The organism is Nonomuraea sp. NPDC046570, from assembly GCF_040645915.1.
Taxonomy (GTDB): Bacteria; Actinomycetota; Actinomycetes; order Streptosporangiales; family Streptosporangiaceae; genus Nonomuraea.
On the sequence record NZ_JBEYZF010000003.1, the window covers coordinates 81,718 to 105,428 of the forward strand.

The window sequence follows — 23,711 nt, forward strand, 5'->3', positions numbered from 1 at the left end:
GCCGGGGTCGTGCCCCCGGTCAGGACATCGACAGCCCTTCGGTGCCCGAGGCCTTGTCGTGCTTCGTGTCCGAGGTGGTGGGCGAGAAGCGGAGCACCGCGCCCGACGCGTCGATCTTCTCCACGGTGACGGTCACGCCGTTGGCCAGGCCGAGGTATCCGGTGCCCATGATGGAGACGTGCACGTCCCCGAGCTTCGGACGGCGGACCTCGAACACCACCCGGTTCGGAGTGGCGTAGGTGACGAAGAACTCGCTGCAGCCAAATCGGGCGGCCAACGGGATGTCGGCGGAACCGGTCAGGGCGGATGGGGACCACAGGGCGGCGCCCGCCGTACCCGGCTGCCTCCGGTCATCAGTCGGATCCGACCGGTGTGATCTTCTCCTCGCCGAGTCGTGCCTGCAGGTCGTCCAGGAGGGTGCGGAGCAGGGCGGTCAGGGCGTCGCGCTGCTCCTCGGTGAGTCCGGAGATCAGATCCGCCTCCCGGCCGAGCACCCGGTCGACGAGCCGCTCGACCAGCGTGTGCCCCTCGGGCGTGAGGGTCACCACGACGGAACGCGACCCGGCGCCGAGCGGTTCCCTGGTGACGAGCCCCTCGGCTTCGGCGCGGGCCACCCGCTGGGAGACGGCCCCGGCGGTGACGTGGGCGCGTTCGCCGAGCTGGCGGGTGGTCAGCCGGTACGGCGGGCCGCTGCGCCTGAGCACGCTGAGCAGGTCCAGGGTGGCCGAGTCGGCACCGGCGGCGGCGAGTATCCGGCGCCGGTCGTCGCCGAAGATCTTGGCCAGTTGCCAGATCCGGGTGACGACACCGATTCCCTCGACCGGGGTTCCGGGACGCTCGCGCAGCCAGGCGGCCGCGATGGCGTCCACCCGATCATTCTCCTCCACAGTGGTCTCCGTTCCAGGTTTGCGTTTAGGTCTAAACAATGCTTATCGTTTAGACCTAAACCTACCTGAAGGAGATGCTCATGGCACGCAACGTGCTGGTCACCGGCGCAGGCACCGGGATCGGCCGCGCGGTGGCCGCCGCGTTCGCCGCGGACGGCGACCACGTCGTGATCACCGGCCGCCGCCCCGAACCCCTTGAGAAGGCCGCCGCCGAGCTCGGCGTCCGCGCCCTCGTGTGCGACGCCACCGACCCGGACCAGGTGGAGGCGCTGCTGAAGCGGCTCCCGGACTCCGTCGACGTCCTGGTGAACAACGCGGGCGGCAACACCGACTTCGACCGGCAACCCCCGCACGACCTGCGCACCCTGGCCGGCAACTGGCGGGCCAACCTCGAAGCCAACCTGCTCAGCGCGGTCCTGATGACCGCGGCGCTGACCGACCGCCTCACCGAAGGCGGCACCGTGATCAGCATCGGCTCGATCGCCGCCGACAAGGGCGCCGGCGCGTACGGCGCCGCCAAGGCGGCCTTGGCCTCCTGGAACGTGCACCTGTCCGCCGAGCTCGGCCCACGCCAGGTGACCGCCAACATCGTCTCCCCCGGCTACATCGCCGACACCGAGTTCTTCCGCGACCGGATGACCGCCGAACGCCGCGACTCCCTCATCGCCGCCGCCCACACCCGCCGCCCCGGCACCCCGGAGGACATCGCCGGCGCGGTGCGCTTCCTGGTCTCCTCCGCCGCCCGGCAGATCACCGGCCAGGTCCTCGCCGTCAACGGCGGCGAACGCACCACCCGCTGACATGCCGTCCGTCGCACGACCGGCAACAGAGTGGCTCGTCGGCGCGGGGCAGCGGGTGCGCGCCATGAGCCGCGACCCGCAGGCGACGGCCGCGAGACTCCCGGCCGGGGTCGAGACGGCGCACGGCGACTTCGAACGGCCGGAGACCTGGGCGGGCGCGCTGGACTGCGTCGACCGGATCTACCTCCTCCCCCCATCCGCCCGGGACCGCTCGCCGCCGGAGCGCTCAACTGGGCGAAACAGGTCCGCACCTCGGCCGCGGACCGCCGCGTCCGCGGCCGACCTCCGGCGGCGGCGCACCCAGCGCGCCCGGGCGATCGTCACGATCGATGCCATCGACGGTGAGAGCCCGCAGGTGCCGGTTCAGCGCCTGGCGGTTATTCGGTTGGTGTCCGCCTCGGTTGAGCGTCAATATGGTCGGATGCCTGCTCACGCCTTGTTGATCACAGGAACCGTGGGAGTGGGGAAGACTTCCGTCGCGGACGCGGCGGGCGACCTGCTCACCGACGCCGAGGTGCCCAATGCCGTCATCGATCTCGACTGGCTGCGGCGGGCCTGGCCGACTCCGCCAGGTGACCCGTTCAATCTTGAGATGACCCTGCGGAACCTGCGCGACGTCGCGCGCAACTACCTGGACACCGGAACTCAGCGGCTCGTCCTGGCCGGCGTCGTCGAGAGCCGCGAGGAGCGCCGGCGGTATCGGGACGCCGTCGGCGTCGATCTCACGGTGTGCCGGCTCCGGGTCGAGATTCCCGTCGTGCACCGGCGGCTGGAGCGACGCCACGAGGGCCAGGACGCCGACCTGCGGTGGCATCTCGAACGCTCGGGGCAGCTCGACCGGATCCTCGACGACGCCCAGGTCGAGGACATCGTCGTCGACGCCACCGAGCACTCCGTCACCGAGGTGGCCGCCACCGTACTGGAGAAGCTCGGCTGGCTTTGAGGCCCTGTCCATGCGATCGCCGGAGGTCGGGCGACGGGGTGGGCGTCCGCGGTTTGGTGAAGTCTTCACGCGGATCAGCCACCGCTATGAGCTCTGCTTGCCCGAATGCGCGCCTTCGATGTGGTCTCGTCGGGGGTGGTGTCTGGCCGTGAGGGGGAGCGATCCATGGCAGCGAAGAACGTGGTCCTGGTGCACGGGGCCTGGGGAGACGGCTCGCATTGGCGCAGGGTGATCCCGCCGCTGGCCGCCAAGGGCTACCAGGTGACCGCGGTACAGAATCCGCTCACCTCCCTGGCCGACGACATCCACCGCACCACGACGCTGGTCAACGCCCAGGACGGGCCGACGCTGCTGGTCGGCCACTCCTACGGCGGCGCCGTGATCAGCGGAGCCGGGCACGCGCCGAACGTGGCCGGCCTGGTCTACGTGGCCGCGTTCGCCCCCGACGAGGGGGAGAACCTGGCCGGGCTGCTGGGCCGGGACCAGAGCACGCCCCCGCCGGAAGGGCTGATCCGGCCCGACGCCGACGGTTTCCTCTGGCTCGACTTCGACCTCTTCCACCAGGCGTTCTGCGCCGACGTCGACGCCGAGGACGCGCTGGTGATGGGCCGGGCGCAGAAGCCCATCGCGGGCCGCTGCTTCGAGGACCGCGCCGGCCCGCCCGCCTGGCAGTCCAAGCCCACCTGGTACCAGGTCTCCACCCGGGACCGCATGATCCCGCCCACCACCGAGCAGTGGATGGCCGAACGGATGCAGCCACGCGGACTGCTCACCCTCGACGCCAGCCACGCCTCACTCGCCTCACACCCGGACGAGATCACCGCCTTGATCACCGAGGCCGCCGAGTCCCTTTAACGAACCGACACGAACGGCGGCGCCGGCCCACCATCCCCAGCGCCGCCGCACCTTCTCCGCCGCCCCACGCCGCCGCACGCCCGCGCCCGCGTCTTGAGCCTGTACGGCTAGCGCCTCTCCCTACTCCGCACCAGCCTCCGCCCGCTCAGCTGCCACCCCACCCCCACCCGCGCGACCTGGTCACCCCCATACCTCTGTCAAGATTTCACCCCCCCGACACTTCAGCCTGTCCTATCCGCCATAGGAGACCCAAGACCCTCCACCCTCGCCATACCCCTCTACACCTCGCACTTCCCACCCACTACGATCAGTCGTAGATCAACTCGTTTGCACGGTTTGCCCGTTTACCCTGCCGGGGTATAGCGTCTTGCCCCTGACGCAAGCCAGCCGTTTTGGAGTTGAACAATGTCGATGCACCACGAAGACCCCGCGGCGCACACGCGACACGGCGACAGCCACGAAGGACACGAAGGCCACCACCAGGACCATTCAGCCCACGAAGGACATGCGGCGCACGGATCGTCGGCGGTGTCGTGGAAGATGGCCGCCTCGGCGACGCTGCACTGTCTCACCGGCTGTGCCATCGGCGAGGTGCTCGGCATGGTCATCGGCACCGCGCTGGGCTGGTCGAACGTGCCCACCATCATCCTGGCGGTCGCCCTGGCGTTCTTCTTCGGCTACCTGCTCACGCTGCTCGGCGTCCGCCGCGCGGGCGTGAGCTGGGGGCAGGCGCTCAAGGTGGCGCTGGCCGCCGACACGGTCTCGATCCTGGTGATGGAGATCGTCGACAACGGCGTCATGGTCGTCATCCCGGGTGCGATGGACTCGGGCCTGGCCAGCGGACTGTTCTGGGGCGCCCTGGCCTTCTCCTTCCTGGTCGCCTTCGTGATCACCACCCCGGTCAACAAGTGGCTGATCGGCAAGGGCAAGGGCCACGCGGTGGTCCACGCCTACCACCACTGAGTCAGGCGACCGCCCGCTCCCCCAGCAGGCGCCTGACCGCCTGAGCCGCCGCCCGCCCCGCCCGGTTCGCGCCGATCGTGCTCGCCGAAGGCCCGTACCCGACCACTTGCAGCCGCGGCTCGGCCACCACCTGAGTGCCGTCGACCGGGATCCCGCCGCCCGGTGCGCGTAGCCTCAGCGGCGCCAGATGGTCCAGCGCGGAGCGGAACCCGGTGGCCCACACGATGCCGAGGCCGGTGACGCTCACCACGCTCCGCGGCGCGAGCCCCGCGCGCACCCGTTCCTCGACCATGGCCACGGCCTCCCGGCGCGCCTCCTCGCCGAAGTCGTCGTCCCGGAAGACGGGCGGCCTGCGGGTGACCCACAGCGTGGCCGCCGCCACCCCGGCGATCTCCGACAGCACGTGCGCGGCCGAGTTGCCGCCGCCGACCACCACCACCCGGCGTCCGGTGAACTCGGCGGGGCCCCGGTAGGACGCGTAGTGCAGTTGCCGTCCGGTGAACGAGGCGGCGCCCGGGTAGTACGGCCAGTAGGGGCGGGTCCAGGTGCCGGTCGCGTTCACCACGGCCCTGGCCGTCCACTCGCGCCCGGACGCGGAGACCACGAGCAGCCCGGCCGCGTCGCGGGTCACGGAGCCGACCTTCACGGGGCGGAGCACGGTCAGGCCGGTCTCCCGTTCGTAGCCGCCGTAGTAGCCGGGGACCACGACGGAGGCGGGCAGGCCGCCGTCGCCGTGCGGCGGGCGCCGTACACCTGGCAGGTCGAAGATGCCGTGGACCTTGTCCATGGTCAGGGACGGCGAGCGGTGCCGCCAGGCGCCGCCGGGGCCCGCCGCCGCGTCGAGCACGACCGGGGCGAGGCCGAACCTGCGCAGGAAGTACGCGCTGGACAGGCCCGCCTGCCCGGCGCCGATCACCACCACATCGTCCACGTACGCACCAACCGCCGGGCCCGCCGAAGCCTTCCCGCTGGACGGATCGCCGCCGCGGCCGGGCCATCGCGCGCGAAACGTCCAACCCGGGTTGCGCGCCCGGCCAGGCACGGCACGATGCTCGATCGTGACAGACCTACTGAACGGCCGCAGGTTCGTGATGGTGAGCTCGACGGCGAGCGCCGTGGACCCCGAGGCCCCCACCGAGTTCGTGTACGCCGAAGCCGACGGCGTGATCTGGGGCGAGTACTCCGGCGACACCGTGACCCACGGTCGTTTCGTCGGCACCAGGGACGACGACCGGATCTCGATCTCCTATGTGCACGCGCTCAAGGCCGGCGGGCGCGCCGGAGGGCAGAGCGAGAGCCGCATCGAGACCGGTGACGACGGGCGGCTGCGGCTCGTGGAGGAGTTCCAGTTCGCCGGGGACGACGTCCTGCATGTGAGCGTGTGCGACGAGGTCATCTGACTTTGTCGAATGCCTGTTCTATGCTGAGGGTATGACGGCATTCCAGGCATCCCTGCTCGACGCGTGCGACGAGGTCGCGCCAGGGCCGCTCGGGTCGTCGGTGCGGCGCACGCACCTGACCCGCGGCGCCTGGATCGATGTGTGTCCCGGCTGGATCTCGGGCGCCGACGCGCTGCTCGACAGCCTCCTGCACGACGTGCCGTGGCACGCCGAGCGACGGCAGATGTACGACCACGTGGTCGACGTGCCCAGGCTGCTCAGCTTCTACGGCGAGGGCCAGAGGCTGCCCCACCCGGTGCTGGAGGAGGCCAGGCGGGCGCTCGACGCGCACTACGGCGAGGAGTTGGGCGAACCGTTCAGCACGGCGGGCCTGTGCCTCTACCGCGACGGCCGCGACAGCGTCGCCTGGCACGGGGACACGATCGGGCGCGGCGCCACCGAGGACACCATGGTGGCGATCGTCTCCATCGGCACGCCTCGCGGGCTGCTGCTGCGCCCGCGCGGCGGAGGCGGCGCGACGATCCGCCACAATCTGGGGCACGGCGACCTGATCGTGATGGGCGGAAGCTGCCAGCGCACCTGGGAGCACGCGATCCCGAAGACCACCAGGGTGACGGGCCCGCGGATCAGCATCCAGTTCCGCCCGCGCGGCGTGCGCTGAGTGGGCCGGGCATAATGCCGGACATGTCGCTGATCACGCGGTGGACTGGGCTGGCGGGAGACTCGCGGGCGGCGCGGGCGGTGGGCGCCGAACTGCTGGCCAGGTGGGCCGAGCCGCACCGCCGCTACCACACGCTCGACCACCTGCGAGCGGTCCTCGATGCGATCACCCCGCTGGCCGCGCTCGCCGCCGACCCGGCGGCGGTACGGCTGGCCGCCTGGTTCCATGACGCGGTCTACGACGGCAGACCCGGCCTCGACGAGGAGCGCAGCGCCCAGCTCGCCCAGGCGGCCCTGCCCCGCTGCGGCGTCGGCCCGGCGCGTGTCACCGAGACCGCCAGGCTGATCCGGCTGACCGCCGCCCACTCCCCCGAGCCCGGCGACGCCAACGGCTCGGTGCTGTGCGACGCCGACCTGGCCGTGCTGGCCGCGCCGGGCTACCCGGCCTACACCCGCGCCATCCGCGAGGAGTACGCCCACGTGCCGGACGACCTGTTCAGGGCCGGTCGCGGCGCGGTGCTGCGCGCCCTGCTCGCCCAGCCCCGCCTCTACCGCACCCCGAGGGCCCACGACCTGTGGGAGGCCGCCGCCCGCGCCAACATGACCGCCGAACTGGACGGCCTGTCCCGGCCGCACTGAAGCGGGACGCCGTCACGACCCCCTGCTGACCAGATCGGGGCCGCGCCACGCGCCCGCGACCCCGGCGACGATCAGTGCGGGGCCCAGCAGCAGCGGGTTTAACCACGAGGACGACTCGCCCGTGCGGGTCAGCACCAGGAAGGCGGCCTCCAGCGCCGCCGTGCTCACCAGGCAGGCGAGGCAGGCGGCCACCCTCGCGCGCGGGCGGGCGGCCGCCGACCAGCGGGCCACCGGAAGCAGGAGCAGGGTCACCGGGATCGCCACCACCGCCCCCAGCGCCAAGCCCACGAGCAGCCCGAGCACGGCGAACGCGAACACTCCCGGAAGCGACTCGAGTGTGACGGACAGGCCGGACTCCATCGTGCCCCACACGAACAGGGCCCCGGTGGTGATGCCGCCGGTCGCCAGGCCGGCGACGCCGCCCGCGAGCACCGACGTCACCAGGGTTCGCAGCGCGATGCCACCCGGCGGGCGGACCTCCATCACCCGGTCCCCCGGTCGCCGCCGGGGCCGTCCGGCAGTTGCGGGGCCCCCTTCTCGTCCTGCATCACCTCGAAGCCGCCCACAGGGTTGCCCTGCGGGTCCACCGCGACGGCGACCACCTCTTCACCGCGGCACTGGCCGCCCTGGGGCTTCCCCTCGCAGAACCGCACATGCCCGGCCAGCCGGTCCACCGTGCCGGGCTCCAGGTACCAGATGCCGACCACTCCGCCCACGGTGGCCCCCGGCCGGTTGGCGCGCAGCCACCCGGCCACCGCCTCCTGGACCTTCTTCTCGAAAGCCTGCCGCTCGTCGAAGGGCCGGAAGATCCGCATGGTCACCGCCGGCGGCTTCGATTCATCCTCGGCGACGGTGTAGCTGGCGATGAACCGTGATTTCTCGGACAGCGCCGCGCGCAGCTCGCTGTCGGTCAGCCTGAGCATGGCCGGATACTCAGGCGCACCCTGGGGGCGCTTCCTGGCGACCGCGGGCTCGATCAGGTTGACCGAGAGTGAGCCGCTCTTCTCGGCGTCGCTGGAGCCGTCGCGGTCCGCCGCCCACCGCTGGACGCACTCGCCGACCTCGGCCAGCACCGCCTTGACGGTCGCGTTCGTCGGCGCGGCCTCGATCCAGACCTCGTTCAGCGGCCAGTTGGTGGCGATGACCGGGTGGCCGCAGCCCTGGAAGGCGGTCGCCAGGTGCCGCCAGGCCGCGCCCAGCGACTCGCCGGCCCGTACGGCTTCGGCGAGCTGCCGCTCGCAGGATTCCCGCCTGCAGGTGCCCGCCTCGGCGTCGACGCGCAGCCGGACCACCGTGCCGGGATCGCCGGTCAGCGCGAAGACGACCTCCGAGCCGGACGTCTCCGGGAACAGGTTGCGCGCGGTGACGACCTTCAGCCGGCCCGGGTACTGCTTCGCGGCCACTTCCTCGGCCAGGCGCTGGTCGTCGCCGGTGCCGAGCGCGCACCCTCCGGCCGCCAGCACCAGCACGGCCGCCAGCCCTGCGGTCCACCGTCTCACGTACACGAGCGCTCCAATGCAGATCGACATCGGTGACGATCACGATAGGCCCTGCCCGCGAGTGCCGCTTGACAGCCCCCCACGCCGCCGGGATAGCGAAAATCGCCGGGCCTCGGCTTCGGGTTCAAGCAATCACCAGCATTGCCCGCCGTCCCTCTCCAGCAGGGGCGCACCCGTATGGGCGATGCCTGACGGTGCAGCGGGATCCACGGGTAGGCCCTGTGGACCCGATCCGGGGAGGCCCCGGTGGCCGATCTGCCGGAACCCGCGCAGCCCCCGCCCGCGACCGAGTCCCCGCCCCCACCGCAGGTCACCCGGGTCGTGTACCTGGCCAAGACCGGCGCCGCCACCGGCCGCGACGTCCTCCAGCCGACCGCGCACCGCTGCGGCCACGAGAAGACCCGCCCCGTCTCGCACGCCAACGCGCCGAAGAAGTACAAGGGCGTGATCAGGTACCTGGCCAGGCAGGCTCAGGATGCCCGGCTGCTGTCCGCGGTGATCTGCAAGACGCCGGGCTGCGGGCTGGTGACGGCCCACTACGAGGTCGGGGATTCCGAGGACCCGGCCCTGGTCCCGGTCAGGAGGCGGGCTCCGCCGCGCGGCGGGTCAGCTTCCGGCGAGGCGCTCGAAGATTTCCAGGGCCGCCTGGCGCACCTCGTCGGGTGTGATGCCGTCGAGGGCGCTGCGGGCGTCGTCGACGGTCCTGGTGGTGGCGAAGGTGATGGCCACCGAGGCGGCGGCCGCGTGGGTGAGCGTGCCCGCGGGTTCGGCGTCGGCCAGCTCGCGGGCGCTCGCGGCGAGCTCGAGGTTGTCACGCGGAGCGGTCACAGGGTTTCTCCTAGAATGTCTGCGGCTGGGGCTCGTGTCCGCCTCTCGCGCCGCGCCAGACCCCAAGAGTGTCAGATGACCACACCCGAGCGACAGCCACAGCGCTGGTGGCGCCCTTGATCAGGAATCCTTCTGCAGGGCCGCCCGGCCTTCGGCGGCGCCGACGAAGCGCATCTTGCCCAGCGGCACCTCGCCGGTGGCGGGCGGCTGGGCGGGGCGGCGCGGGCTCTGTCCGGCGGGGCGGTCGCTGGGCAGGACGTAGGGCCGCCTGAGCACCTCGTCCAGGATGAAGACGGTCTCGGTGGCCTTCACCGCGGGGATGTTGGCCAGCCGGTCGGTCACCATCGTGTGCACCGCGGCGACGTCCTGCGCGCGTACCTGGATCATGGCGTCGTGCTGGCCGGTGGTGATCGCGCAGTACTCCACCTCGGGCATCCTGGCCAGTTCGGCCCTGAACTGCTTCCACATCTGCTGGCGGACGGTGACGAAGATGAGCGCGGTGATGCCGAGCCCGGCGCGGACGTGGTCGATCTCGGCGGTGAAGCGCTTGATCGCGCCGTCGGCGCGCAGCGCCTCGAAGCGGGTGTAGGCGTTGGCGCGGGAGATCCCCACCCGCTCGGCCAGCGCGGCGACCGAGATACGGCCGTTCTCCCGCAGCACCTCAAGGATCTTCAGGTGCGTGGAGTCGAGCTCCAGCCCGATACCGATCCGTCCAGTGAGACCACCCCCACCGCCACCATTTCTAGAAATATCCGTCACCGTGAAAGCCCTCACATCGGGATTTGTCTCATTGTTGAGACACGATCTGGACATTCTGCCGCACAATCCAGCACCACCTTCACCCAAACGTCTACGCGGCCCATCTTCGGAGGACACACCATGGCGACCCGCTCACAGACGGCAGCTCTGCTGGTCGTCGGTGCTCTCGCACTCGCAGCCTGCTCCAGCGGCGGCTCCTCGACCCCCGCATCCCCGCAGGCGGGGGGCAAGACGCTCGTCATCGACACCTCCTTCGACCTGAAGACCGGTGACCCGGGCAGGACGTACGAGCCGACCGGCCTGATCATCGGCAAGGCCGCCTATGAGACTCTTCTCACCTTCGACGGCTCGGACGTGACCAAGCCCGTGCCGCTGCTCGCGGAGTCCTACGAGCTGTCGAAGGACGGCAAGCAGCTCACCCTCAAGCTCAAGCAGGGCGCCACCTTCGCCGACGGCTCCCCCGTCACGGCCGACGACGTGGTCTTCTCCCTCACCCGGGTGCGCGACATGAAGGGCACGCCGTCCTTCCTGCTCGACGGCGTCGAGGTGGAAAAGACCGACGCGAGCACCATCACGCTGACCTCGAAGAAGGCCAACCCGGCGCTGCCGTACATCCTGCCGAACCCGGCGCTCGGCATCCTGAACAGCAAGGTCGCCAAGGAGCACGGCGCCACGGCCGACGCGCAGGACAAGGCCGAGCAGTACCTGAACTCGGCCTCGGCCGGGTCGGGCCCGTACACGATCGAGTCGTTCAACGTCAGCAGCCAGGTCGTGCTCAAGGCGAACCCGAAGTACTACGGCACCAAGCCCGCCTACGAGAAGGTCGTCCTCCGCAACGTCGAGGCCGCCACGCAGAAGCTGAACGTGCAGCGCGGCGACAGCCAGGTGGCGCTGAACCTGTCCGGCGACCAGGTCAAGGGCCTGTCCGGCGGCCTGACGGTGAAGAAGACCGCCTCGGCCAACGTCATCTTCCTGCTGGCCAACCAGAACTCGGAGATCAGCAAGACCACCCCGAACGCCAAGTTCGTCGAGGCGATCCGCAAGGGCGTCGACTACTCGGGCCTGCTGGAGCTGGCCGGTGAGGGCGCCACCCAGGCTCCCGGCGTCATCCCCTCGCAGATCCTCGGCGCGCTGCCCGCCGACCAGGCGGCCACCCGCGACGTCGAGGGCGCCAAGGCGGCCCTGGCCGCCAGCGGCGTCGCCAACCCGACGGTCAAGCTGGAGTACCCGAGCGAGCTGACCGTCAACGGCCTGTCCTTCCAGCCGCTGGCCGAGCGCATCCAGGCCAACCTCAAGGAGGTCGGCATCACCGCGGAGCTGGCGCCCGCGCCGATCACCACGGCCCTGGACAACTACCGCAACGGCAAGGAGGAGCTCGGCCTGTGGTACTGGGGCCCGGACTACCCGGACCCCAGCGACTACCTGGTCTTCCTGCCGGGCGAGCTGGTGGGCCTGCGCTCCGGCTGGAAGGCCGGCTCCGACAAGGAGCTGACCGCCGCCGGCGACAAGGCCGCCACCGCGATCGGCGACGAGGCCCGCAAGAGCGCCTACGCCGACGTGCAGAACAAGCTCAACGCCTCGGGCCCGTTCATCCCGCTGATCCAGCCGAGCCAGAACATCGTGACCGCCGCCACGGTCACCGACCTGGAGTACCACCCCGTCTGGACCGTCGACGTCGCCGATCTCGGCGCGAAGTAAGGACCACGCGGTGTCGGAGAAGGACGACACGCAGGGCGCGGGCGCCTCGGCCCCGCGCCCTGCCGGGGGCGCGCTTCCGCGTCGCCGTACCTCGGGCAAGCACCCGCTGGCGCGATTCCTGGTCCGCCGGATCCTGACCGCGCTCCTGCTGGCCTGGGGCATCACGCTGGTCACGTTCCTGCTGACGAACCTGGTCCCGGGCGACCCGGTGGCGGCGAACCTGGGCCAGCGGGCGCTGGGCGACCCGGCGATCGTGGCACAGTGGAAGGCCGAGCACGGCCTGGACAAGTCACTGCCCGAGCAGTACCTGATTCACCTGCAGGGCCTGCTCCAGGGTGACCTGGGGATGAGCCAGCAGAGCCACCGGCCGGTGAGCGAGGACCTGGCCGAGTTCGTGCCGGCCACGCTGGAGCTGGCGGGCGCGGCGATCGTGGTCTCGCTGATCCTGGGCGTCGCGTTCGGCGTGATCGCGGCCCTGCGCCGCGACCGGCTCTCGGACCAGGTGCTGCGCGTGGTCAGCCTGATCGGCATCTCGGTGCCGACGTTCTGGCTGGCGCTGGTGGCCTTCTACGTGTTCTTCTTCAGGCTGCAGATCACGCCCGGCAGCGGCCGCATCGATCCGGGCATGAGCGCGCCGCCGCCGGTCACCGGCCTCACCACGGTCGACGCCGCGCTCGCCGGGCAGTGGGACGTGTTCGGCTCCGCGGTCGGCCACCTGATCACACCCGCGCTGGTGCTGGCCCTCTACACGATCGGCCTGCTGACCCGCTTCACCAGGTCGGCGGTCCTGGAGGTGCTCGGCCAGGACTACGTCCGCGCCGCCCGCGCCAAGGGGCTGCCCGGACGGGTGATCCTCTTCCGCTACGTGCTGCGCTCGGCGCTGGTCCCCATCATCACGGTGGCCGGCCTGGCGTTCGGCAGCCTGCTGTCCGGCACCGTCCTGGTCGAGGCGATCTTCGCCTGGCCCGGCATCGGGCAGTACGCCTACAAGAGCGCCACCACCCTCGACCTGCCCGCCGTCATGGGCGTCGGCCTGGTCGTCGGCGGGGTCTACCTCGTCATCAACCTCATCGTCGACGTGCTGTACGGCGTCATCGACCCCCGAGTGAGACTGCAATGAGAAGACTCCCGCAAGCGTGGCGGCAGCCGCTGGCCATCGCCGGCGGCCTGATCGCACTCGCCTGGCTGGTCATCGCGCTGGCCGCGCCGCTGCTCGCGCCACACGACCCACTCGCCCAGGAACTGCCCCGGCTGGCCCCGCCCGGCCCAGACCACTGGTTCGGCACCGACCAGCTCGGCCGCGACATCCTCAGCCGGGTGATGTACGGCGCCCGCGTCTCGATCCCGCTGACCCTCCTGCTGGTCGCGCTGTCGGTGCTGGTCGGCGGCCTGCTCGGCGCCTGCGCCGGGTACTTCGGCAAGTGGATCGGCGAGACGATCATGCGGGTGGCCGACCTGGTGTTCGCCTTCCCCACGATCATCCTGGCCATGGTGGTCGCCGCGGCCCTGGGCGCCAGCCTGACCAACGCGGTACTGGCCGTCCTCGTCGTCGCCTGGCCCGCCTACGCCCGCGTCACCCGCGGCCTGGTGCTGGGCGTGCGCGAGCGGGAGTTCGTGCTGAGCGGCCGGCTGCTCGGCTTCTCCGCCTGGCGCTCGCTGCGCGTGGACGTGCTGCCGAACGTCACCGGCCCGATCCTGGTGCTGGCCACGCTCGACATCGGCACCGCCCTGCTGCTGCTGTCCGGCCTGTCCTTCCTCGGCCTGGGCGCCAAGCCGCCCTCCCCCGAGTGGGGCGCGATGGTCGCCAACGGCGTGGAGGTGTTCGACAGCTGGTGGGTGGCCACCTTCCCCGGCCTGGCCATCCTGACCGTGGTGCTCGCCTTCAACTTCCTGGGCGACACCCTGCGCGACGCCCTCGACCCCCGTACGGCCCGCGCCATCAAGGAGCGTGCGCTTTGACCCTCTCGATCACCGGCCTCACCGTCACCATCGGCGACAAGAAGATCCTCCGCGGCGTCGACCTGGACCTGCAGGAGGGCCGCGTGCACGGCCTGGCCGGGGAGAGCGGCTCCGGCAAGACCATGACCGGCCTGGCCGTCCTCGGCCTGCTCCCGCACGGCGCCCGCACCGGCGGCGCCATCCGGCTGGGCGAGCGCGACCTGCTGAAACTGCCGCTCAAGGAGCTCAACCAGGTGCGCGGCGGCGAGGTCGCCATGGTCTTCCAGGACCCGGCCACCAGCCTGCACCCGATGCTCTCGATCGGCCGCCAGCTCACCGAGCACATGCGCCACCACCTGGGCCTGGGCAAGCGGGAGGCCCGCGCGCGGGCGATCGAGCTGCTCGGCAAGGTGCGCATCCCCGGCGCGGCGGAGGCGTACGACCGCTACCCGCACCAGTTCTCCGGCGGCATGCGCCAGCGCATCGCGATCGCCATCGCGCTGGCCTGCTCCCCCAAGGTGCTCATCGCCGACGAGCCGACCACCGCGCTGGACGTCACCGTCCAGGCGGGCGTCCTGCGGCTGCTCCGGGGTCTCTGCGACGACCTGGGCCTGGCCGTGCTGCTCGTCACCCACGACCTGGGCGTGATGTCCGCGGTCGCCGACGAGGTGAGCGTGATGAAGGACGGCCTCGTCGTCGAGACCGGCGAGCGCGCCCAGGTGCTGCGCGAGCCCGCCCACCCCTACACCCGCTCGCTGCTGGACTCACTGCCTGGGGAGAGCGCATGACACTGGAGATCAAGGACCTGGTCGTCGAGCACCGCTCCCCCGGCCGCCCGATCGTGCGGGCGGTGGCGGGGGCGAGCCTGACCGTCTCGCCCGGCGAGGTCGTCGGGCTGGTCGGCGAGTCCGGCTGCGGCAAGTCGACGCTGGCCCGCGCGGTGTGCGGGCTGAACCCGGTCACCGAAGGGTCCATCACCTTCGACGGGCGCCAGGTCACCCCGCTCGGCCTGCGCCGCAGGCAGCTCACCGGCATCCAGATGGTCTTCCAGGACCCCTACTCCTCGCTGAACCCGCGCCGCCGGGTCGGCGACCAGATCGCCGACGGCCTGCGCACGGCGGGCGACACCGCGACCAAGCCGGCCGACCTGCTGGAGCGGGTCGGCCTGCCGCGCGACTTCGCCGGCCGCCACCCGCACGAGTTCTCCGGCGGGCAGCGCCAGCGCATCGCGATCGCCAGGGCGCTGGCCGCCAGGCCGTCGATGCTGATCGGCGACGAGCCCATCTCCGCGCTGGACGCCTCGGCCCAGGCCCAGGTGGCCAGGCTGATGCGGGACCTGGCCGTGGAGTCGGGCGCGGGCCTGCTGTTCATCAGCCACGACCTGTCGGTGGTACGGCTGATCGCCGACCGGATCGCGGTGATGTACCTCGGGAAGATCGTCGAGGTGGGCCGTACCGCCGAGGTGTGGGCCGACCCGCAGCACCCGTACACGCGGGCGCTGCTCGGCGCGATCCCGCAGCCGGACGGTCTCGGCGTGCTGCCCGCCGAGCTGGCGGGCGACGTCCCCGACCCGGCCGACCCGCCCGCGGGCTGCCGGTTCAATCCGCGCTGCCCGCAGGTGATGGACGTGTGCCGGGACAAGGAGCCCGACTTCGGCCCGGTCGCCTGCTGGCTTCACCAGCCCGGGTGAGGGCGCCCGCGCCGGCCTCCCGGCGCACGCCGCGGAGGTCGCGATGACCGGCACACCGGAGGGCGTCGAACTGGACGCCGTACGCCGGGCCATGCTGGGGGCGGGCGTGGACGCGCTCGTCCTTCGGCCCTCCCCCGACTTCCGCTTCCTCGGCGGCCGGGGCGGCGGCTACCTGGTGCTCACCACCGACGGGCCGCCCGTCGAGACCGCCGACCCCGCGGCGCTGGTGCCGCCCAGGGCCCGCCGGGTCGGCGTGGACGACGAGATGCGGGTGCGGGAGCTGTTCGGGCTGGCCGTGGACGCCGAGCTCGTGCCCGCCTCCGCCGTACTGGCGCCGCTCAGGCTGCGCAAGCAGCCGCACGAGGTGGCCGCGATCGGCAGGGCGGCGGCGGCGGCCGAGGCGGTGCTGACCGTGGCCCGCGAGCTGGCCTGGTTCGGCACGACCGAGCGGGCGATGGCGCACCGCTTCCGGATGCTGTTGGTGGAGACCGGCTGCGAGGAGGTGGTCTCGGTGGTGATCGCCGCGGGCGAGCACACCGCGCTGCCCGGCCATCTCCCGTCCGACCGGGTGATCAACCCGGGGGACGCGCTGCTGGTGTCGGTGTGCGGGCGCTGGGACGGCTTCTGCGCGGAGGTGGCCCGGGTGTTCGCGGTGGCCGAGCCGCCCGAGGACTTCGAGGCGATGTACTCCGTGGTCCTGTCGGCCCAGCAGGCGGCCCTCGACTCGGTACGGCCGGGCGTGGCCGCCGCCGACGTCGCCAGAGCGGCCCGCGAAGTGATCGAGGAGAGCGGCTACGGCCGCTACGCCGCACCCCACCTCGGCCGGGGCGTGGGGCGGGGCCATGACGAGGGCCCGTGGCTGGGCGCGCCCGACCAGGTCGTGCTCGGCACCGGGATGACGCTCTGCCTCGAACCGGCGATCCGCCTGCCCGAGCTGTTCGGCGCCCGGGTGGCGGACGTGGTGGCCTGCACGCCCGAGGGCGCGGCACTGCTGTCCGGCAGCCCGCGCGACCTGCACGTGGTCGAGCACTGAAGCCGCTGCTGGAGAGCCTCCTGGCGCACACGTGGCGGCCCGGCAGCGTGGCTGTGGACCCGTTGCTGGTGATCTCCGTATGGTGGGAGTCCACGCCCGGTCCCGCGCCGGGGTCGATCGGTATGACGGCGCCGGAGGGGACGAGATGGACGTTCTGGTCATCGGGGCGGGTGTGGTCGGGCTGACCACGGCGGTGTGCCTGGCGGAGGGCGGCCTGGAGGTGGGGGTGGTGGCGGCCGAGCCGCCTCGCCGTACCACGTCGATGGTGGCCGGAGCGATGATCGGCGGGCCGGTGTTCACCGAGCCGATGGACTCGGCGGTGTGGTGGCAGCGCACCAGCCTGGCCGAGTTCACCGCGCTGGCCGCAGACCCCGACACCGGGGTACGGGTCGCGCGGGGGCGGCTGGTGAGCAGGATCGGCGAGCAGCCGCCGCCGTGGGCGGCCGACCTGCCCGGCTACCGGCCGTGCGAGCCGGACGAGCACGCCGGGTTCCCTGTGGCGTTCTGGATCTCCTCGCCGCTGGTCGACATGCCCCGCTACCTCGGCTACCTGGAGCTCCGGCTGCTGGCGGCGGGCACACGGGTCGAGGTACGCGAGGTGACCTCACTCGGCGGCGCACCCGTGGTGGTCAACTGCAGCGGGCTGGGGGCGCGGGAGTTGGCGGGCGATCCCGAGGTACGGCCGGTGCGCGGGCAGCACGTGATCGTGTCCAACCCCGGTATCGAGGACTTCTTCTTCGAGGGCGGCTTCGAGAGCGAGTGGACCAGTTTCATGCCGCACGAGGAGCGCGTGGTGCTGGGCGGGAACGCGTCCGACGGAGACTGGAACGACCAGCCGGACCCACGGCAGACCCAGGAGATCCTGGACCGCTGCGCCGCCGTCGAGCCACGGCTCGCCGAGGCGCGCGTCCTGGGGGTCGAGGTGGGGCTGCGGCCTGGGCGGCCCTCGATCCGGCTGGAGGAGGAGCAGGTGCACGGCACCCGCGTGATCCACTGCTACGGGCACGGGGGCGTGGGCGTCAGCATGTCGTGGGGGTGCGCCCGCGACATCGCCGCCCGCCTGCTCTGAACGGCGGCCCTGCCCTTGCCGCCTGCCCCTACCTGCTCCGTCTGCTGGGCCATCATTCTCGCACCGCATGCGCTGGTCAGAGATGGTTTGCGAGCCATGTGTGGTTGTGGCGTTGGTCGGCGATCGTCTGGGCCCAGGTTTCGGGGGCGACGGCGGCGCGGTCCTGCTCGATGACGTACCAGCCGGTGTAGCCGTTGGCCCTGAGCTGGTCGAGGAAGGCGTCCAGGGCGACGTCGCCCTCGCCGAGTGGGCAGGCGACGTTGGCCCACCAGGTCTCCAGGGCGGTGTCGCCCGACTGGCGGGCATGCTCCACGACGGCGTGCCGGACGTCCTTCACGTGGACGTGGCCGACTCGGGAGGCGTACTTGGCGGCGTACTCGGCGGGCTCGGCGCCGCCCAGCGCGAAGTGGCCGCTGTCCAGACAGAGGGAGACATCGGTCAGCTCCAGCAGGGTGTCGATCTCCCCGGCCTGCTCGACGTAGGTGGCGTAGTGCGGGTGGAAGACCGGCCGTACCCCGAAGCCGCCGACCATCTCGCAGGCGGCGGCGATGCGCTCGGCGGCGCGGCGCCAGGCCGGCTCGTCCATGCCGCGCTCGCCCGGGACGCGCCACGGGGAGGCGCGCAGCGCGGGGTCGCCCTCGTCGGCCAGTACCGCGACCACGTCGGGGTTGCCTGAGGCGGCCAGTTCCTCCAGCGTGTGGCGCATGCCCTCCAGGTCGGCGGCCATCACCTCGTCCGGCAGCGACAGGTGCAGCGGCACGTAGGAGCCGACGACGGTCAGGCCGTTGTCGGCGAACGCGCGGGCCGTCTCGGCCGGGCTGCCGAAGAATCCGGGCGGGCCGAGCTCACTGCCGGTGTACCCGGCGGCGGCCATCGCGGCCAGGAGCTCGACCGGCCTCATGTCGACGGTCGAGCCGCCGAACACGCCGTAGCTGCAGGGGGCGGATGCGATCTTCATGCGGGCTTCACCCCGTGCGCTGCGGCCAGGACCCGCGCGATCTGCCGCAGCGCGGCGGTGTCGTAGGCCGACCCGGCGGCCGTGGACAGGACGGGGGCGCCGTCGGTGACCGAGGCGTGGAAGGCGAGCAACTCGTGCACGAAGCCGGTACGGTGCTCCGAGATCAGCCGCGTGCTCGCTCGCTCCCCGTCCCGCACCGACTCCACGACCAGCTCGGCGCGGCTGTCGCGCAGGTACGGCCCCGGCATGCGCAGGTATAGGCGTCCGGCGGAGCCGAAGACGGCGATCTCCTCGCCGTACTCGGGGTAGTCGGGGAGCCAGTTCCACGACAGGGAGAGCTGGGTGTCGCCGAGGGTGCCGAGTGCCTGTAGTTGCGGGGGTTCGGTGAGCCGCTCACCGATCACGATGCCCGACGCCTGGGCGTGCGCGATGTGCAGGGGCGGTTCGCCGAACAGGGCGCGCAGGACCGACAGCTCGTGGACCACCGAGCCCTGCAGGACGTCGGTGTAGATCGACAGGAACGGCTCGCCGATCGGGCCGACGGCTTCGAGTGCCCGGTCGCGTTCGTAGGTGCCGTCGAGTGTCGAGGTGTCGGCGTCGCCGTACCGGAGGAATCGGGCGTGGGCGAACTGCGGGGCGTCGGCGGGGTGCAGGACCGTCACCCGGACCACCCGCGGAGTGCCGATGTTCGCCAGTTCGGCGCGGGCCCTGGGCATGATCGGGTCGTACATCTTCATGTAGCCGACCTGCAGGATCAGGCCCTTCTGGGTGGCCAGGGCGTCCAGCTCGCGGGCCTCGGCGACCGTGTGCGCGAACGGCTTCTCGGCCAGCACGTGCTTGCCCGCCCGCAGCGCCTTGCGGGTCAGTTCGGCGTGGGTGCCGGGGGTGAGGAGGAGCACCGCGTCCACGTCGGGGTCGGCCAGGACGGCTTCGGCGTCGGTGGAGTGGCGGATCGGCCCGCCGTGCTCGGCGGCGACCTGGGCGGCCAGGGTGGGCGACAGGTCACAGACGTGTGTCACCTGGTACTTCTCGCGTAGCGTCTGGAGGTTCTGCAGGTGCACGGCCTGGGCGATGAGCCCAAGACCGATGACGCCGAGACGCATGGATGCCTCCCTTTGTTAAGACATTAGGTGGATCGGTTGTGTGGTCGCTACCACTGCCCGAAACCCCGCCATCACCCCTCGGTGCCATGCTGCGGAACCCTCGGCAGGATGAGTACGGCGAGCACCCCGAGCACTACCATCCCGCCCATCACGAGAAACACGTGGTGCACCGCGCCGGCCAGCGCCTCCCTCACCGCCTGCGCGCCGGGACCGTCCAGCGCCCTGGCCGCCTCGTCGACAGACGCTCCGCCGCCCAGGCTCGAAGCGAGACTGGCGTTGGCCACGGCGGCGAGGATCGCCGTGCCGAGCGCGCCGCCCGCGATCCGGAAGAAGACCACCCCGCCCGTCACCACGCCCCGGCGTTCCCAGCCGACCCGCGCCTGGGCGCCGACCAGCATCGAGACCGAGACCAGGCCCAGGCCGCAGCCGTTCACGAAGGCGCACACTCCGGCGTACAGGAGGGGGGATTCTGGGGTCATGAGGGCGAACAGCACGGCCGAGACGCCTATCAGGGCTAAACCGATCAGGGCGGTGTCGCGGAAGCCGTACTTCAGGTAGAGCCTGGCCGAGAAGGACACCATGATCGGCCAGCCGATCGACTGGACCGCCAGCGCGAAGCCGGCCAGCACCGCGCCCGCACCCAGCACGCCCTGGGCGTACGTCGGGAGGTAGACGGTGGGGCCGACCAGCACCATGCCGACGACGGCGCTGCCCAGGAACGAGCCGAGGAGCACCCGATCGCGCCACATCCACGGCGGCAGCAGCGGCTCGGCCGCGCGGGTCTCCCACCAGCCGAACGCGACGAGCGTCAGCACGCCGAGCGCCACCGGCCACGGGGAGGCGGCCTGCAGGCCGAGCATCACGGCGATCACGCCGCCGGTGAGCAGTAAGGTGCCGAGCAGGTCGAGGCGGGGGCGGCGGCGTTCGACCGACTCGCGCAGCCACACCACGATGAGAGTGACGGCGGCGGCGCCGACGGGCAGGTTCAGCAGGAAGATCCAGCGCCACGAGACGAGCTCCGACAGCACTCCGCCCAGCGCGGGACCGACCAGCGCCGAGACGCCCCAGACCGAGGAGAGCAGGCCACTGATCTTGCCGCGCTCCTCCAGCGGGTACAGATCGCCGGCGATCACCTGCACGATCGACTGGATCGCGCCCGCTCCCACGCCTTGGATCGCTCTGGCGACGATGAGCGCCGGCATGGACCAGGCCAGGCCGCCGAGGAGGGAACCGACCAGGAAGATCGTCATACCGGTGAGCAGCATGGGCCTGCGACCGAACAGGTCGGCCAGCTTGCCGTACACGGGGGTGCTGACGGCCTGGGTGAGCATGTAGGCGGCGATCACCCAGGGGAACAGGGAGAACGAACCGAGGTCGCGAACGATCGCGGGTACGGCGGTGGCGACGATGGTGCCGTCGATGGCGGCCAGCGCCATACTCGCCATCAACCCGGCCGCGATCACACTTCGACGCGCCGCCATACCCCTCCCTGGAGATCATCCTGATACGACCTCCCCCATCCCGCAACCCAATCCCACCCACCTCCGACAAACCGCTCCATCCGAAGATGATGTGTAGGCGATGGCATGGACATGGTGATACGGCGGCAGGTGGGTGCGTGTCCGGAGAAGGACGGCCGCGCATGTGGTCTGGATCCCGGCGGTGGGCGCCACGGCGAGCGCCGCGACCGCCGGGGGCAGTATCGGTCCTATGCGGGAGCAGGTTTGCGGCGCCGCGGTTTGGGGGCGGGTTCTGATTCGGCCTCCTCCGACAGGACCGCGACGATGCGCCTGGACACCTGGCCCAGATGCTCGCTCAGGTGTGCCACCGCCTGGTCGGCGTCGCCTCTGGAGGCGAGCCTGGCCAGCTCCCGATGCCCACCGGCGCCGTGCTCCACTCGCAGGTTGAGCAGGTACCGGCCGACCGAGTTGCGCAGATCCTCGATGATCTCCACGGCGACGGGGTTCTCACTGACGTCGTACAGCTCCCGGTAGAACGCCACCCGCTCCTCCACCAGTGAGCTGCTCTCGTGTGGCTCGTCCAGTGCGGTGCCGAGCTCGCGCAGCCTGGCCGCCCTCGCGGAGGTCATCCGGGCGATCGACTTGCGCAGCGCGTGCGACTCCAGCAGCTCGCGCAGCTCGTAGATCTCGCGCACCTGCTCGACGGTGAGCGTACGCACCACCGCCCCCTTGTGCGGGTTGAACGAGACCAGCCCTTCCGCCTCGAGCTGCATCAGCGCGGTCCTGACCGGGATCCTGGACACCCCGATGCGCTCGGCCAGATCTTCCTGCCGCAGGTGCTGACCAGGAGCGAGCACACCGATGATGATCGCCTCGCGGATGATGTCGTACGCCATCTGCCCGACTGTCTTGTATCCGCCCGACATCCGGCCCACGACCTCGGCGAAGGTCGCCTCGACGGGACTCTCGCCTGCCTCCCCCGCGCCGTCCGCGACCTTGCCGCCCCCGTTCTGGGAGGCTTCCCCGTCGCGCCCGCGAACAGCCTCTTGACCAGGCATCTCCCGCCTTTCCTCGCGTGGCGGCCAGGAGGCCGCGCCTCGCTCCCGCCGTACGCTGTCAGGCCCTCGTACGGCATCGGCCGGCTCGACCCCCGCCGGGCGCACCGCTGTCGAGGTGGACGAGCGCGGCCCCTGCCTCACCGGTTCGCCGGCCACGGGGGCTCCTCTTTGCTCTTTGGATCCAATCCAAGCACAAAGTGCCCCGCATGGCCGGACACCTTGCACCACAGCCAGGGCAGGACCTCGTCGCCGGATTGGGAGTTCCTGAGGGCGAGACGCCGGGAGAGTTGGTACCGGGGGACGAAGTAGGGGGGTTCGTTGGTGGTGGGGGACGAATCCGGGGGTGGGGAGGGTGTCGTAGCGTCGCGGGGACCGTACCTTTTTCGGAGGTTTGTGCATGGCTGGGGAGCTGCATCGTCGGGCCGTCGTCGCCGATACTCACAATGATCTGCTGATGGCGGTCACCGCCAGGCCTCCAGCCCGGTGGGCGTCGTTCTTCCGGGAGCGGTGGCTGCCTCAGCTTCGGGACGGCGGTGTCGACCTGCAGGTGCTGCCGGTGTTCATCGACGACAGGTACCGCCCCGAGGGATCGCTGCGCGAGACGCTGCGCATGATCGAGTGCGCGCACGTGCTGGCGGAAGGCAATGCCGACGAGGTGAGCCTGTGCCTGAACGGTGACGACATCGACGCGGCACTGGGCGCGGGCAAAGTCGCGCTGGTGCTGGCGCTGGAGAGCGCGCCGGGCATCGACGACAGCGTGGAACTGCTGTCCACCCTGTACCGGCTCGGCGTCCGGGTGGCGTCGATCGCGCACTGGGGCCGTACCCCGCTGGCCGACGGCAGCGGCGAGGACGCCACCGGCAGCAGGCTGACGGGGGCGGGCGTCGAGGCGCTGGCCGAGATGGAACGGCTCGGCATCGTGTTCGACGTGTCGCACCTCGGCGCCTCGGGTGTCGCGCACGTGCTGGAGCTGGCCACCAGGCCGGTCATGGCGACGCATTCCTCCGCCCGCGCGCTGCGCGACCACCACCGCAACCTCACCGACGACCAGCTCAGGGCTGTCGCGGCGACGGGCGGCGTGGTCTGCGTGAACTTCGTGCCGCACTTCCTGAGCGCCGATCCGGCCGAGTTCACGGTGGAGCGGCTGGTGGACCACATCGAGCACATCGCGGGTGTCGCCGGGATCGACCATGTCGGTCTGGGGCCGGACTTCGTGCGCGAGGTGCTGCAGGACACCACCCCGCCCTGCTGCGAGGACCTCGGGTTCGGCGAGATCGACCCGTACGCCTCGGTGCCGGGTCTCGATGGGCCGCGCGGGTTGCCGCTGGTGACCGAGGCGCTGGTCAAGCGGGGTCTGGACGAGGACGACATCGTCAAGGTCCTTGGCGGAAACGTTCTGCGGCTTTTCCGCTCCGAGCTGGGGCAAGCCGGGTACGGCCACAGTGTGGCGCGCTAACGAGTGGGAGACACA

The 23,711-nt window shown here is 71.6% G+C and carries 26 protein-coding genes; 15 read left to right on the forward strand and 11 right to left on the reverse strand.

Going from position 1 to position 23,711, the window contains the following annotated elements:
- Positions 1-19 precede the first annotated feature (19 nt).
- Both ABZ911_RS06520 and ABZ911_RS06525 read right to left on the reverse strand, forming a co-directional pair.
- Positions 20-277: a hypothetical protein gene (locus ABZ911_RS06520; protein ID WP_358052583.1), complete on the reverse strand. Its 258-nt coding sequence runs from the start codon at positions 275-277 to the stop codon at positions 20-22.
- A gap of 76 nt (positions 278-353) precedes the next feature.
- Positions 354-887, reverse strand: coding sequence for a MarR family transcriptional regulator (locus tag ABZ911_RS06525; RefSeq protein ID WP_358052585.1), 534 nt, complete (start codon positions 885-887; stop codon positions 354-356).
- A gap of 80 nt (positions 888-967) precedes the next feature.
- Between ABZ911_RS06525 and ABZ911_RS06530 the strand changes: the two genes are divergently transcribed.
- The 4 genes from ABZ911_RS06530 to ABZ911_RS06545 all read left to right on the forward strand — a co-directional run bounded on the left by ABZ911_RS06530 (position 968) and on the right by ABZ911_RS06545 (position 4,448).
- The gene (locus ABZ911_RS06530) at positions 968-1,687 is read left to right on the forward strand and encodes an SDR family oxidoreductase (protein WP_358052587.1); all 720 of its coding nucleotides are present in this window, start codon (positions 968-970) and stop codon (positions 1,685-1,687) included.
- A gap of 1 nt (position 1,688) precedes the next feature.
- Positions 1,689-2,630 carry a hypothetical protein gene (locus ABZ911_RS06535; protein ID WP_358052589.1) on the forward strand — a complete coding sequence of 314 codons (942 nt, stop codon included), beginning with the start codon at positions 1,689-1,691 and terminating at the stop codon, positions 2,628-2,630.
- A gap of 165 nt (positions 2,631-2,795) precedes the next feature.
- On the forward strand, positions 2,796-3,485 hold the full coding sequence (locus tag ABZ911_RS06540; RefSeq protein WP_358052591.1) for an alpha/beta hydrolase: 690 nt from the start codon (positions 2,796-2,798) through the stop codon (positions 3,483-3,485).
- 528 nt (positions 3,486-4,013) lie between these two features.
- On the forward strand, positions 4,014-4,448 hold the full coding sequence (locus ABZ911_RS06545; RefSeq protein ID WP_358052593.1) for a DUF4396 domain-containing protein: 435 nt from the start codon (positions 4,014-4,016) through the stop codon (positions 4,446-4,448).
- Between the two features lies 1 nt (position 4,449).
- Here ABZ911_RS06545 and ABZ911_RS06550 read toward each other — a convergent pair whose 3' ends face one another.
- Positions 4,450-5,379, reverse strand: a complete 930-nt coding sequence (locus ABZ911_RS06550) for an FAD-dependent oxidoreductase (protein WP_358052595.1) — start codon at positions 5,377-5,379, stop codon at positions 4,450-4,452.
- Between the two features lie 127 nt (positions 5,380-5,506).
- Between ABZ911_RS06550 and ABZ911_RS06555 the strand changes: the two genes are divergently transcribed.
- Genes ABZ911_RS06555 through ABZ911_RS06565 form a run of 3 tightly spaced genes read left to right on the forward strand, consistent with a single transcriptional unit; the run spans position 5,507 to position 7,147 of the window.
- A complete protein-coding gene (locus ABZ911_RS06555) occupies positions 5,507-5,848 on the forward strand; it encodes a hypothetical protein (RefSeq protein WP_358052597.1) in 342 nt (113 codons plus the stop codon).
- 31 nt (positions 5,849-5,879) lie between these two features.
- Positions 5,880-6,509 (forward strand): alpha-ketoglutarate-dependent dioxygenase AlkB, encoded by a 630-nt coding sequence (locus ABZ911_RS06560; RefSeq protein WP_358052599.1) that lies wholly within the window; start codon positions 5,880-5,882, stop codon positions 6,507-6,509.
- 23 nt (positions 6,510-6,532) lie between these two features.
- Positions 6,533-7,147 (forward strand): metal-dependent phosphohydrolase, encoded by a 615-nt coding sequence (locus tag ABZ911_RS06565; protein ID WP_358052601.1) that lies wholly within the window; start codon positions 6,533-6,535, stop codon positions 7,145-7,147.
- A gap of 12 nt (positions 7,148-7,159) precedes the next feature.
- Here ABZ911_RS06565 and ABZ911_RS06570 read toward each other — a convergent pair whose 3' ends face one another.
- The 4 genes from ABZ911_RS06570 to ABZ911_RS06585 all read right to left on the reverse strand — a co-directional run bounded on the left by ABZ911_RS06570 (position 7,160) and on the right by ABZ911_RS06585 (position 10,248).
- Positions 7,160-7,630 carry a hypothetical protein gene (locus ABZ911_RS06570; protein ID WP_358052603.1) on the reverse strand — a complete coding sequence of 157 codons (471 nt, stop codon included), beginning with the start codon at positions 7,628-7,630 and terminating at the stop codon, positions 7,160-7,162.
- Positions 7,630-8,652: a hypothetical protein gene (locus ABZ911_RS06575; protein WP_358052605.1), complete on the reverse strand. Its 1,023-nt coding sequence runs from the start codon at positions 8,650-8,652 to the stop codon at positions 7,630-7,632. Before ABZ911_RS06575 ends, ABZ911_RS06570 begins: the two co-directional genes overlap by 1 nt.
- 600 nt (positions 8,653-9,252) lie before the next feature.
- Positions 9,253-9,474, reverse strand: coding sequence for a hypothetical protein (locus ABZ911_RS06580; protein WP_358052607.1), 222 nt, complete (start codon positions 9,472-9,474; stop codon positions 9,253-9,255).
- A 120-nt stretch (positions 9,475-9,594) separates the two neighbouring features.
- The gene (locus tag ABZ911_RS06585) at positions 9,595-10,248 is read right to left on the reverse strand and encodes an Lrp/AsnC family transcriptional regulator (RefSeq protein ID WP_358052609.1); all 654 of its coding nucleotides are present in this window, start codon (positions 10,246-10,248) and stop codon (positions 9,595-9,597) included.
- Positions 10,249-10,353: 105 nt separating this feature from the next.
- Here ABZ911_RS06585 and ABZ911_RS06590 point away from each other — a divergent pair, with 105 nt between their 5' ends.
- The 7 genes from ABZ911_RS06590 to ABZ911_RS06620 all read left to right on the forward strand — a co-directional run bounded on the left by ABZ911_RS06590 (position 10,354) and on the right by ABZ911_RS06620 (position 17,661).
- Complete coding sequence (locus ABZ911_RS06590; protein ID WP_358052611.1) at positions 10,354-11,931, forward strand: ABC transporter substrate-binding protein; 1,578 nt, start codon at positions 10,354-10,356, stop codon at positions 11,929-11,931.
- Positions 11,932-11,941: 10 nt separating this feature from the next.
- Positions 11,942-13,051, forward strand: coding sequence for an ABC transporter permease (locus ABZ911_RS06595; protein ID WP_358052613.1), 1,110 nt, complete (start codon positions 11,942-11,944; stop codon positions 13,049-13,051).
- Complete coding sequence (locus ABZ911_RS06600) at positions 13,048-13,890, forward strand: ABC transporter permease (RefSeq protein ID WP_358052615.1); 843 nt, start codon at positions 13,048-13,050, stop codon at positions 13,888-13,890. Before ABZ911_RS06595 ends, ABZ911_RS06600 begins: the two co-directional genes overlap by 4 nt.
- Complete coding sequence (locus ABZ911_RS06605; RefSeq protein ID WP_358052617.1) at positions 13,887-14,657, forward strand: ABC transporter ATP-binding protein; 771 nt, start codon at positions 13,887-13,889, stop codon at positions 14,655-14,657. The genes ABZ911_RS06600 and ABZ911_RS06605 overlap by 4 nt, the downstream gene beginning before the upstream one ends.
- Entirely contained in the window at positions 14,654-15,559 is a 906-nt protein-coding gene (locus ABZ911_RS06610) for an ABC transporter ATP-binding protein (protein WP_358052619.1), read from the forward strand. Before ABZ911_RS06605 ends, ABZ911_RS06610 begins: the two co-directional genes overlap by 4 nt.
- 43 nt (positions 15,560-15,602) lie before the next feature.
- Entirely contained in the window at positions 15,603-16,592 is a 990-nt protein-coding gene (locus ABZ911_RS06615) for a M24 family metallopeptidase (protein WP_358052621.1), read from the forward strand.
- Between the two features lie 145 nt (positions 16,593-16,737).
- Positions 16,738-17,661, forward strand: a complete 924-nt coding sequence (locus tag ABZ911_RS06620; RefSeq protein ID WP_358052623.1) for an FAD-dependent oxidoreductase — start codon at positions 16,738-16,740, stop codon at positions 17,659-17,661.
- Positions 17,662-17,737: 76 nt separating this feature from the next.
- Here ABZ911_RS06620 and ABZ911_RS06625 read toward each other — a convergent pair whose 3' ends face one another.
- The 4 genes from ABZ911_RS06625 to ABZ911_RS06640 form a co-directional block, all read right to left on the reverse strand.
- Positions 17,738-18,619 (reverse strand): sugar phosphate isomerase/epimerase, encoded by an 882-nt coding sequence (locus tag ABZ911_RS06625; RefSeq protein ID WP_358052625.1) that lies wholly within the window; start codon positions 18,617-18,619, stop codon positions 17,738-17,740.
- A complete protein-coding gene (locus tag ABZ911_RS06630; protein ID WP_358052627.1) occupies positions 18,616-19,722 on the reverse strand; it encodes a Gfo/Idh/MocA family oxidoreductase in 1,107 nt (368 codons plus the stop codon). Before ABZ911_RS06630 ends, ABZ911_RS06625 begins: the two co-directional genes overlap by 4 nt.
- A gap of 71 nt (positions 19,723-19,793) precedes the next feature.
- Complete coding sequence (locus ABZ911_RS06635) at positions 19,794-21,203, reverse strand: MDR family MFS transporter (RefSeq protein WP_358052629.1); 1,410 nt, start codon at positions 21,201-21,203, stop codon at positions 19,794-19,796.
- Positions 21,204-21,430: 227 nt separating this feature from the next.
- A complete protein-coding gene (locus ABZ911_RS06640; RefSeq protein ID WP_358052631.1) occupies positions 21,431-22,240 on the reverse strand; it encodes a GntR family transcriptional regulator in 810 nt (269 codons plus the stop codon).
- A gap of 397 nt (positions 22,241-22,637) precedes the next feature.
- Here ABZ911_RS06640 and ABZ911_RS06645 point away from each other — a divergent pair, with 397 nt between their 5' ends.
- Positions 22,638-23,696 carry a dipeptidase gene (locus ABZ911_RS06645; RefSeq protein WP_358052633.1) on the forward strand — a complete coding sequence of 353 codons (1,059 nt, stop codon included), beginning with the start codon at positions 22,638-22,640 and terminating at the stop codon, positions 23,694-23,696.
- Positions 23,697-23,711: the final 15 nt, after the last annotated feature.